Origin of the sequence: Actinomadura terrae, assembly GCF_022751215.1 — a bacterium.
Taxonomy (GTDB): Bacteria; Actinomycetota; Actinomycetes; order Streptosporangiales; family Streptosporangiaceae; genus Spirillospora; species Spirillospora terrae.
On sequence record NZ_JAICDG010000001.1, the window covers coordinates 859,759 to 870,374 of the forward strand.

Annotated in this window: 11 protein-coding genes; 10 read left to right on the forward strand and 1 reads right to left on the reverse strand. The window is 75.3% G+C overall.

The features are described 5' to 3' along the window. The first annotated feature begins 2 nt into the window (after nt 1-2). From K2F47_RS03775 to K2F47_RS03805, 7 genes are read left to right on the forward strand one after another with little or no spacing between them, the layout of a single operon-like run. Nucleotides 3-761 carry a glycosyltransferase family 2 protein gene (locus K2F47_RS03775; RefSeq protein WP_242901246.1) on the forward strand — a complete coding sequence of 253 codons (759 nt, stop codon included), beginning with the start codon at nt 3-5 and terminating at the stop codon, nt 759-761. Next, on the forward strand, nt 758-1,918 hold the full coding sequence (locus tag K2F47_RS03780; RefSeq protein WP_242901247.1) for a cytochrome P450: 1,161 nt from the start codon (nt 758-760) through the stop codon (nt 1,916-1,918). Before K2F47_RS03775 ends, K2F47_RS03780 begins: the two co-directional genes overlap by 4 nt. Beyond that, nucleotides 1,915-3,429, forward strand: coding sequence for a class I adenylate-forming enzyme family protein (locus K2F47_RS03785; protein WP_242901248.1), 1,515 nt, complete (start codon nt 1,915-1,917; stop codon nt 3,427-3,429). The genes K2F47_RS03780 and K2F47_RS03785 overlap by 4 nt, the downstream gene beginning before the upstream one ends. After that, nucleotides 3,426-4,370 carry an NAD-dependent epimerase/dehydratase family protein gene (locus K2F47_RS03790; protein WP_242901249.1) on the forward strand — a complete coding sequence of 315 codons (945 nt, stop codon included), beginning with the start codon at nt 3,426-3,428 and terminating at the stop codon, nt 4,368-4,370. The genes K2F47_RS03785 and K2F47_RS03790 overlap by 4 nt, the downstream gene beginning before the upstream one ends. A gap of 49 nt (nt 4,371-4,419) precedes the next feature. Beyond that, nucleotides 4,420-5,145, forward strand: a complete 726-nt coding sequence (locus K2F47_RS03795) for a Clp protease N-terminal domain-containing protein (protein ID WP_242901250.1) — start codon at nt 4,420-4,422, stop codon at nt 5,143-5,145. Between the two features lie 41 nt (nt 5,146-5,186). Next, the gene (locus tag K2F47_RS03800) at nt 5,187-6,095 is read left to right on the forward strand and encodes an alpha/beta fold hydrolase (RefSeq protein ID WP_242901251.1); all 909 of its coding nucleotides are present in this window, start codon (nt 5,187-5,189) and stop codon (nt 6,093-6,095) included. A 43-nt stretch (nt 6,096-6,138) separates the two neighbouring features. Then, a complete protein-coding gene (locus K2F47_RS03805) occupies nt 6,139-7,251 on the forward strand; it encodes a DUF4037 domain-containing protein (RefSeq protein WP_242901252.1) in 1,113 nt (370 codons plus the stop codon). On the opposite strand, the gene K2F47_RS03810 is transcribed toward K2F47_RS03805, so the two are convergent. Next, nucleotides 7,184-8,734, reverse strand: a complete 1,551-nt coding sequence (locus K2F47_RS03810) for a PucR family transcriptional regulator (protein ID WP_242901253.1) — start codon at nt 8,732-8,734, stop codon at nt 7,184-7,186. The two genes, K2F47_RS03805 and K2F47_RS03810, sit on opposite strands and share 68 nt — an antisense overlap. A 129-nt stretch (nt 8,735-8,863) precedes the next feature. Between K2F47_RS03810 and uraD the strand changes: the two genes are divergently transcribed. The 3 genes from uraD to pucL are packed head-to-tail and all read left to right on the forward strand — an operon-like array spanning nt 8,864 to nt 10,616. After that, nucleotides 8,864-9,433, forward strand: coding sequence for a 2-oxo-4-hydroxy-4-carboxy-5-ureidoimidazoline decarboxylase (gene uraD, locus K2F47_RS03815; protein WP_242901254.1), 570 nt, complete (start codon nt 8,864-8,866; stop codon nt 9,431-9,433). Continuing rightward, on the forward strand, nt 9,430-9,744 hold the full coding sequence (uraH, locus tag K2F47_RS03820; RefSeq protein ID WP_242901255.1) for a hydroxyisourate hydrolase: 315 nt from the start codon (nt 9,430-9,432) through the stop codon (nt 9,742-9,744). Before uraD ends, uraH begins: the two co-directional genes overlap by 4 nt. A gap of 5 nt (nt 9,745-9,749) precedes the next feature. After that, nucleotides 9,750-10,616: a factor-independent urate hydroxylase gene (gene pucL, locus K2F47_RS03825; RefSeq protein WP_242901256.1), complete on the forward strand. Its 867-nt coding sequence runs from the start codon at nt 9,750-9,752 to the stop codon at nt 10,614-10,616.

A 10,616-nucleotide genomic window follows, 5' to 3' on the forward strand; every position in this document is an offset into this window, starting at 1 on the left:
ACATGACCATGCGATTGTGGGTCGTCGTCCCCGCCTACGACGAGGAGCGCTCGATCGGCGCGACGCTGCGGAGCCTCGCCGGGCAGAGCGACACCGGCTTCACGCTCGTGGTCGTCGACAACGGCAGCACCGACGGGACGGCCGGCGTCGTGCGGGAGTTCGCGCGGCGGCATCCCGGGTTGGACGTCCGGATCGTCCCGGAGCCGGAGAAGGGGACCGGCGCCGCCGCCGACACCGGCTTCCGGCACGCGATCGCGGCCGGGGCGACGCACCTCGCCCGCACCGACGCCGACTGCCTGCCGCACCCCGGATGGGTCGCGGCGGTGAAGCGCGCGTTCGCGGACGGGCTGGAGATGGTGTCGGGCCCGCTGCGCCCCCGCACCGACGAGTTCCCGCTCAGGTTCTGGGAGCGGCGGCTGCTGCCCGCCGTCATCGGGGTCGCCGCGACGTTCGGCCGGTTCCGGCCGGGCAACCAGGACCCCTGCTTCCTCGGCCCCTACGTGATGATGCCCGGCTGCAACGTCGCGATCACCGCGGACCTGTACGAGCGGGCGGGCGGCTTCCCGCGCACCCGCATCGAGGACGTCCACGAGGACCGCGCGCTGGTCAACCGCGTCCGCTACCTGACCGCCGCCTACGGGCTGCGCGGGGACGTGCTCGTGTACGGGTCGGTGCGGCGGCTGCGCGCGTTCGGCCTGGTCAGGACCCTCGGCTGGTACGCCGACCACCGCTACCGGCCCACCATCGTGGACATCCGGTGAACTGGGAACGGCGTCTCTACATGGCGGCGCATCCGCTGGCGTATCCGCTGCTGCGCGGCGTCGCCCGGCGCGGCCCGGTCGTGCGCGTGCCCGGGGTCGGCGTGGTGGTGAACGACGCGGCCGCGGCCCGCGCCGTCCTGATGGACGGCGAGACGTTCCGCAAGGACGGACCCGGCTCGCCCGGGGACCTGTGGACGCCGGTGCTCGGGCCGTCCGTCCTGCTGAACATGGAGGGCGAGGCGCACCGCGCGCTGCGCCGCCGCCTCGCCGAGCTGTTCACGCCGTCCTACACCGGGGAACTGTGCGCGCGTGTGCTGGCCGAGCCGCTGGCCCGGCTGCGCGACCGGCTGGCGCGCGGCGCGACCGTCGACCTGGTCCCGTTCTCCCGGGTCGTCGCGGGCACGGTGATCGGCGAGGTCGTCGGCCTGGACGTGCGGGACGAGGCGGACGTCCACCAGCTGTTCGAGCGCGGCGAGCGGATCGCGTCGACGGTGTCGCTGCGGACGCGCCGGCTGTCCCCGTCCCAGGTCGCGCGGGCGCGCGCGGTGCTGGATCCGCTCGGCGACATCGCCGCCCGATCCTACGCCGCCGGGGACGAGGCGACCGTGATGGGTCGCATGCGGGCCCTCGGCCTCTCCCCGGACGAGGCGCGCGGCGCCGCCGCCGCGTTCTTCCTCACCGGGACCGAGACCGTCGCGACGCTGATCCCCCGCCTGGTCGCCCTCCTCGCCGACTCCGGGTCCCTCGGCCGCGTCGCCGCCGACCCCGGCGGCCTGCTGGACCGCGCGATCGAGGAGGCCATGCGCGTGGCGACGCCGACGCCGGTGATGCTGCGCAGCGTGCACCGTCCCGCCGCGATCGGAGGGGTGCAGGTTCGCCCCGGCGACCGGATCTTGATCGCCACCCACAACTGCTGCCAGGCGTACGGGGCGTTCGACCTGGACCGACCGCATCCCCCTGAGCTGAGAAGGCTGTGGTTCGGCGCGGGCCCGCACTTCTGCATCGGGTATCCGCTGGCCATGGCCGAGATCCGGCTGGTCGCGCGGACGCTCCTCGCCGCCGCGCCGCTGCGGATCACCCGGCGCGCGGCGGCGCGCGGCGTGCTCATCCCCACCTACCGGCGCCTGGCCGTCCGGACCGAAGGAGCCCCGCTGTGACGCTGATCCGACGGTTGACCGACCAGGCCGCCCGCACGCCCGGCGCCGTCGCCCTCGTCGCGGGCGACGGAGCGGAACTGACCTACGGGAAACTGCGGCGGCAGGTGCTGGCCGTGCGGCACGGGCTGCGGTCGGCCGGGCTCGCGGCGGGGGACGGCGTGCTGTTCTCCGTGCGGCCGTCGCCGGAGTCGCTCGTCCTCGCGCTCGGGGTCGTCGCGGCGGGCGGCGTGGTCGTGTTCGCCGACCCGGGCGCCGGGCCCGAGATGTTCACCGCGCGGCTCCGGCTGGCGCGTCCGCGCTGGTCGGCGGCCGAGTCGGTGCTGTATGCGGGGAGCCGGCTGCGGCCCGTGCGGGCGTATGCGCGGCGGCGCGGGCTGCTCCTGCCGAACCTCGGCGACCTGCGGGTCCCGGGCGAGGGGCCGATGCGGCACGTCCACGTCGGGCGGCGGTTGCCGGGCGTTCCTCGCGGCGCGCTGTCGTTCGCGGACCTCGTCCGGGGCGACGCGCCGGACCCGGGCGACGACGGCGATCCGGGTGCGCCCGCAGCCGTGATCTTCACCTCGGGGACGACGGAGGACCCGCGCGCGGTCGTCCACACGCAGGGATCGCTCGCGGCGGCGCTCGACCTCTTCCGGGCGCGGCTGCCGCTCGGGGCCGGCGACGTCGTCCACACCGACCAGCTCATGCTCGGGCTGCCCACGCTGATCTCGGGTGCGCGCTGGTCGATGCCGCCGCTGCCCTGCGCGCCCGCCGAGTTCGCGCGGCTGATGCGCGAGCGCGGCGCGACGCACACGTTCTGCGTCCCCGCGCACCTCGCCGAGATCCTGGACGCGGCGCCCGAACTGCCGGGCACGCTGCGGCACGTGCTGCTCGGCGCGGCCCCGGCGCCCGCCGGGATACTGCGGCGCGCGGTCGCGGCGGCGCCGTCCGCCGAGGTGTCGTCGGTGTACGCGATGACGGAGATCCTGCCGGTCGCGATCGCGTCGGCGGAGGAGAAGCTCGCGCACGTCGCGTCCGGTGCCGGGGGAGACCTGCTCGGCGCGCCGCTGCCCGGGGTCGGCGCGCGGCTCGCGGACGACGGCGAACTGCTGCTGTCCGGCCCGAACCTGTGCCGCGGCCACCTCGGCGCGGAGCCGCTCGCCGAACTCCCCACCGGCGACCTCGCGCGGCTGGACGGCGGGTCGCTGGTCCTCACCGGCCGCAAGAAGGACATGCTGATCCGCGGCAAGTTCAACCTCTACCCGGGTCTGTACGAACCGTCGATCGCCGCGCTCCCGGACGTGGCGGACGCCGCGATCGTCGGCGTCCCCGACCCGGAGACGGGCGACGAGGAGGTCGTGCTCGCCGTCGTCGGCCCCGGCGACCTGCCCGGACGGCTCCGCCGCGCCCTCCCCGAGGTCATCGACCACGACGCCCTGCCCGACCGCGTCGTCGTCCTGCCCGCGCTGCCCCGCTCGGGTCGCGGCCGCAAGCTCGACCGGGCCCGGCTCCGCGAGCTGGTGGCGGGGTGAAGGTCGCGGTCACGGGCGCGTCCGGGTTCGTGGGCGGCGCGGTATGCCGGGAGCTGGTGGCGCGGGGCGTCACCACCCACGGGTTCGGCCGCCGTGCGGACGTTCCGAGCGCGCATCTCGGCGGCGCCTCCTACCGCGCGTGGGACCTCGTCCACGGCCCGCTCCGGGACGCGCCGCGCGTCGACGCCGTCGTCCACTGCGCCGGGAGCGTCGCCGACTGGGGGCCCACCGCCGAGATCTTCGCCGGGAACCTGATCGGGACGCGCAACGCCCTGGCGGCCTTCCCCGGCGCGCGGTTCGTGCACGTCAGCACGGCCAGCGTGTACGACCCGTTCCGGCCGAGCGTCATGGCCACCGAGGACGAGGCGCCGGTCGACCGCTACCTCAACGCCTACGGCGCCTCCAAGGCGGCCGCCGAGCGCGCCGTCCTCGCCCGAGGCGGTGCAGGAGACGGGGACGTGATCGTGCTGCGCCCGCACGCCGTCTACGGGCCGGGCGACCGGGCGCTGCTGCCGCGCCTGCTGGCCGCCGTGCGGGGCCCGGTGCTGCCCGCCGCGGGGACGGGCCGCCAGCGCGTCAGCCTCACCTGCGTCGGCAACCTCGCGCGGGCGTGCGTGCTGGCCGCGACCGGCCCGGTCGCCTCGGGCGTCTTCAACATCACCGACGCGTTCCCGGTCACGGTCGACGGCGCGCTCCGGGAGATCCTGCGCGAGCGCGGCGTCCGGGCGCGGCCGGTCTACGCGCCCGCGCGGCTCGCCGGGCCGCTCGCCGCCGCCGTCGAGGGCGCGTTCCTGCTGGCCCGGCGCCGCGAGCCGCCGCGCCTCACCCGCTACGCCGTCGGCCATCTCGCGGTCGAGCGGACCCTCGACATCACCGCCGCCCGCGAGGTTCTCGGCTACCGGCCGCACCCGACCACGTTCGCGGGGGCCGCGTCCTGGTGATCGTCAACCGTCAGTTGACGATCAAGGATCGTCAACTTATGGTTGACGCATGACGGAACCCACTCCGGCGACCGGTCAGGTCAGCCTCGACCACCTCATCAACACGATCAAGAAGGTGCACCCCGACGCCCTCGAACAGCTCACCAGCGCCGTGCTCGCCGCCGAGCACCTCGGCGAGGTCGCCGACCACCTCATCGGCCACTTCGTGGACCAGGCGCGCCGGTCCGGCGCGTCCTGGACCGAGATCGGCAAGAGCATGGGCGTCAGCAAGCAGGCCGCCCAGAAGCGGTTCGTCCCGAAGGGGTCGGGACCCGACCTCGACGTCTCGCAGGGCTTCTCCCGCTACACGCCCCGCGCCCGCAACATCGTCGTCGCGTCGCAGAACGCGGCCAAAGCGGCGGGCAACACCCAGATCGGCGTCGCGCACGTCGTGCTCGGCCTGCTCACCGAGCCCGAGGCGCTCGCGGGCAGGGCGATCAAGGTGCAGGACGTGTCGCTGGAGTCGGTCCGCGAGGCCGCCACGGCGGTGCTCCCGCCGCGCGCCGACGAGGTCCCCGACCTGGTCCCCTACGACACGGAGGCGAAGAAGGTCCTGGAGCTGACCTTCCGCGAGGCGCTGCGCCTCGGCCACAACTACGTCGGGACCGAGCACATCCTGCTCGCCCTGCTGGAGTTCGAGGACGGGACGGGCCTGCTCAGCGACCTCGGCATCGCCAAGGACGCGGCCGAGGAGAGCATCCTCGCCGACCTCAAGCCCCTGGCGGGCGAGGACTGAGCCTGCGATGAGTTCCGGGCGCGGCGACGGTCGTACCCGGTATGGAGACCCTCATCAAGGCCAACGGCGTCGAGTTGTGCGCCGAAACGTTCGGGGACCGGGACGCGCCGCCGCTCCTGCTCGTCGGCAACACGATGCTCACCTGGCCCGACGAGCTGTGCGAACGCCTCAGCGGGGGCCGGGGACGGGGGCCGGGCGGTGACGGCGCGGAACGGTTCGTGGTCCGCTACGACCTGCGCGACACCGGGCGGTCCACGACCGTCACGCCCGAGGCCCCCGGCTACACCCTGCGTGACCTGGTCGCCGACGCGGCCGCCCTGCTGGACGCGCTCGACCTCCCGGCCGCCCACGTCGCGGGCTTCGGCGTCGGCGGCTGGATCGCGCAGCTCCTCGCGCTCGACCACCCCGGCCGCCTCGCCACGCTCACGCTGATCTCGACCCGTCCGACCGCGCCCGGCCCGGCCGACGCCGACCTCCCCGAGCACGCGCCGGAGATGATGGCCCACTTCATGGACCCGCCGCCCGTCGACTGGACCGACCGCGCGTCCGTCGCCGCGTTCGCGCTCGGGAACGCGCGCCATGTCGGCGGCGGCGGGTTCGACGAGGCGGAGGCCCGCGCCGCGATCGAGGCCGTCCTCGACCGCACGGTCGTTTCCGGCGATGATCCGGGAGCCGCGTACCGGGCGAACCTGATGGCGAGCACGTTCGCCGCGCTCGACTCCGGCGACCGTTGGCGTGAGCGCCTCGGCGGGATCGCCGTGCCCACCCTCGTGATCCACGGTGAGGACGACCCGTTCTTCCCCGTCGGCAACGGCCGCGCCCTCGCCGCCGAGATCCCGGGCGCCCGGCTGGTCACCGTCCCGGGGATGGGTCAGGAGCTGCCCCGGCGGGCCTGGGACGTGATCGTCCCCGCGATCCTCCGGCACACGTCCGCCTCCGCTAGGCCGTGATAACCGGTCGCTCGGGCGGCGCGTTCTCTGGTGGAGTGGGCGCGTGGATGATCGACAGGGCGGGGCGGCGCTCGCCGGGGCCTTTCACGCCGACGTCGTCCGGCCGCTGCTGGCGCGGGCGATGCCGCGGCTGCGGTACGCGGCGGCGCGGCTCGGGTCCGGGTCGGACGTGCTCGGGCTCGACGACGCGGTGAGCCGCGACCACGACTGGGGCTGCCGCCTCACGCTGCTGGTCGACGACGCGGACGCGGTGCCCGGGATCGACCGGCTCCTCGAACGCGGGCTGCCCGCCCGCTACGGGGGGCATCCCGTCCGGTTCCCGGTGACCTGGGACGCGGCCGACACCCACAACGTGGAGGTCGCGACCGTCGCGGACTTCTGCCGGTCCCGCCTCGGCGTCGATCCGACCCGCCCGCTGGGCGCCGTGGACTGGCTGTGCCTGACCGGGCAGGCCGTGCTGGAGGTCACGGCCGGGCCGGTCTTCGCTGACGCGACCGCGACGCTGGCGCCCGCCCGCGCGACGCTGCGCCGCTACCCGCCGGACGTCGAGCGGTACGTGCTCGCCGCGTGGTGGCGGCGCGCGTCCCAGTGGATGCCGATCATCGGACGGACCGCGCGGCGCGGCGACGAGACCGGCTCGCGGATGCTCTCCGCCCGCGTCGCCGAGGACCTGTGCCGCCTGGCGTTCGCGCTCTCCCGGCAGTGGGCCCCCTACGCGAAGTGGCGCGGCACCGCGTTCCGGCGGCTGGACGTCGCGCCGTCCCTGGACGGCCCGCTCACGGCGGCGGTCTCGGCACCGCGTTGGGAGGACCGCGAAGCGGCGCTGGCGGAGGTCGCCGAGGTGCTCGGCGCCCTGCAACGCGAACGCGGCCTTCCCGCGCCCGACGCCGTCGTGACCGCCTTCTGGAACCGGCCGTTCCGCACCGTCGACGAGGCCGTCTGGACGGCCCTGCTCGCCGAGATCCACGACCCGGAGGTCGCCGCGCTGCCGCCCGGTGTCGGGTCCGTCGAGCAGTGGGCCGACAGCGTGGACGTGCTGACCTCCAGCGACCGCAGGGCCGCCCTGCGCGCCGCCTACCGGGCGTGGATCAGCCCAGGCGCAGCGCCAGGAAGAAGTCGACCCGGTCCTCAAGGCGCGACAGGTCACGCCCGGTGAGGTCCTCGATCCGCTGGATGCGGTAGCGGACCGAGTTCACGTGGAGGTGCAGCTGCTGCGCGCAGCGCGTCCACGACCCGGAGTTCTGGAGGAACGTCTCCAGCGTCCGGACGAGATCCGCCTTGTGCTCGTCGTCGTAGGTGCGCAGCGGGTCCAGCAGCCGGACCCGGAACATGTGCCGGACGTCGTCGGGGACGCTCGCCAGCAGCAGCACATGCGTCGCCAGCTCGTCGTGCCGCACCACGCACACCGGGGAGGCGCGCCCGGCCGCCAGCCGCCGCGCGTAGCGGGCCTCCTCCAGGGCGCCGCGCAGCTCCCCGGCGGGGACGACGTCGCTGACCCCGACGGCGAGGCCACCGCCGTCCGCGAAACCGGGGGCCAGCGCGTCCAGGGCACGCTGGATCCCGTCCGCGACGCCGTGCCCGGCGCCCTCCACCTGGACGAGCGCGACGGCCTCCTCGTCCAGCAGCCCGAGGACGGGACGCGGAACGGGCGGCACCTCACCCAGCACCTCGCCCAGCACCGCCCGCAGCTCGTTCTCCCGCAGCACGCCGCCCCCGGACGCGGCGACCGCGACGAACCGGGAGGCCGCGTCCAGCCCGGACAGCTCCAGCCGGGGTGCGATCTCCTCCGCGCCCGCCGCCCCGGCGACCAGCCGCACCAGCTCCTGCGCGAGCCTGCCCTCGACGCTGAGCCGGTCGTCGAGCCGCGCCCGCTCCAGCGCGACGATCGAGGCCAGCTCGGTCGCGAGCGCGCGGCGCTCGGCGGGCCAGTCGTCCACGTCGCCCTCGCAGGCCAGGAACCAGTCCGCGACCCGGGGCACGGCCCGCGCGGCGACCGGGAAGATCGACACGCCCGCGTGCGGGCGCGGCAACCGGCGCGCGGTCAGGAACGCGCGGGCCAGCTCGGCACCGCCGGGCACCGGCCCGGGGCCCGCGACGACCCGTCCCGTGGGCGTCAGCACCCAGCAGCGCATGCCGAGGTCGCGGGACACCAGCTCCAGCACGGCGCCGACGCCGCCCGCCCCCGCCGCCCCTGCCGCGCCCGCCATGCCCGCCGTGCCCGCGATGAGCCGCCGGTGCCGGTCGAGCACGGCGGTCAGGTCGGCGGCGCGGGCGCCCGACAGGTGCCGGACGACCTCCTCGGTGATCGTCGCGAACGCCACGTCCTCGGGCACCGCGAACAGCGGCAGCCGGTGCGCGCGGCAGGCCGCCACGAGATCGTCCGGAAGCGCGCCGCGCGCCAGGCCCCCGGCCAGGGCGGACGCGCCCGCCGCCGCCAGCGCCCGCACGAACGTCTCCGAGTCGGCGGGCTCCGACCGCCACATCAGTCCCGTCAGCACCAGCTCCCCGCCGCGGAGGTACCGGCCGGGCTCCAGCAGGTCCGTGGTGACGACCCAGCGGACCGCCCGGTCCAGCTCGTCCCGCCCGGTGACGAGCTCCAGCCGCGACCCGGGCAGGTCGAGCAGCGCGCGAAGCTTCATATCTCCTAGTTAACTGGAGGATCCTACGAAACCCCGCCTCGGCGGGGCGGCACGGTTCGGATCTCCTGTGCCTCGACCCGGATATGGGCCCCTGTGTGTACTTCAGGGGCGGATCGGGAGGAGGCGCCGGTGACCATCGAACAACCGGTCGGACTGACAGGGCTGGGCGTGCTGAACGCGCTGCCCGTCCGGGCCGCCCGCGCCGAGCTGCTGACCTGCTGCGCGTCCCGCCACTGGGCGGACGAGGTCGCCGCCGGACGCCCCTACCCGGGCCTCGCCGCGCTGCGCTCCGCCTCGGCGGTCGCGCTCGCCGCGCGGGACTGGGCCGGGATCAGGGAGGCGCTCGCCGCCCATCCCCGCATCGGCGACCGCCCCCAAGGTGACGATCGCGAAGCAGGGTGGTCGCGCGGCGAGCAGTCGGGCGCCGACGCCGCGGACGACGAGATTCGCGCGGCCCTGGTGGCGGGCAACCGGGCCTACGAGGAGCGCTTCGGGCACGTGTTCCTGATCTGCGCGACCGGCCTGAGCGCGGCCGAGATGCTCGCCGCGCTGCGCGCCCGGCTGGGCAACGACACCGGGACCGAGCAGGCGGCCGTCCGCTACGAGCTGACCAGGATCGTCGATCTCCGGCTGGCGAAGCTCCTCGACGCGATCGGCTTTGGCGCCCGGGCCGGGACCACGAACGGGAGGACCGAGTGAGCCTTTCGACGCATGTGCTGGACGCGGCGCGCGGCCTTCCCGCGCCCGGCCTGGCCGTCCGGCTCGACCGGCGGGACCCGGTGAGCGGCTGGACGCTGCTCGCCGAGGCCCGCACCGACGCCGACGGCCGGATCGGGGACTGGGGCGTCGCCCTCGGCCCGGGGGTGCACCGGCTGACCTTCGACACCGGGGGGCTGTCGGAGTTCTATCCCGAGGTCACGGTCGCGTTCACGGTCACCGACCCCGGCCGGCACCTGCACGTCCCGCTCCTGCTGAGCCCGTTCGCCTACTCCACCTACCGAGGGAGCTAGCCCCCATGGCCATCGTGCTCGGCCCCAACCGCTACGGGAAGGCGGAGACGCGCGTCGTTCACGTCAGCAGGGACGGCGGGACGCACCGGATCAAGGACCTGAACGTGAGCGTGGCGCTGTCCGGCGACATGGACGAGGTGCACCTGAGCGGCGACAACTCCGCCGTCCTGCCGACCGACACGCAGAAGAACACGGTGTTCGCGTTCGCCCGCGAGCACGGCATCGGCGAGATCGAGGACTTCGCGCTGCTGCTCGCCCGGCACTTCGTGGACTCCCAGCGGGCCGTCGCCCACGCCCGGGTGGAGATCCACGAGTACGGCTGGGAGCGGATCGCCGGGCCGCACTCGTTCGTCCGCGACGGCGGCGAGGTGCGGACGGCGCTCGTCCACAGCGACGGGACGGGCGGCGCCGAGTCGGTGGTGGCGGGGCTGACCGACCTGGTCGTGCTCAACTCGACCGGCAGCGAGTTCCACGGCTTCGCCGAGGACAGGTACACGACGCTCGCGCCCACCGACGACCGCATCCTCGCCACGGCCGTGACCGCGCGGTGGCGGTACCGCGCGCTCGGGGCTCCCTGGGGCGAGTCCTACCGCGCGGCCCGCGCGGCGCTGCTCGGCGCGTTCGCCGGCACGCACAGCCTGTCCCTCCAGCAGACGCTCTACCAGATGGGGCGCCGCGTCCTCGGCGAGCGCCCCGAGATCTGCGAGGTGCGGATGGCGATGCCCAACAAGCACCACTTCCTGGTCGACCTGAAGCCGTTCGGCCTGGACAACGACAACGAGGTCTTCTTCGCGGCGGACCGCCCGTACGGGCTGATCGAGGGTTCGGTGCTGATCGACGACGCGCCGGACGCTCCGTCCGCGTGGGTATGA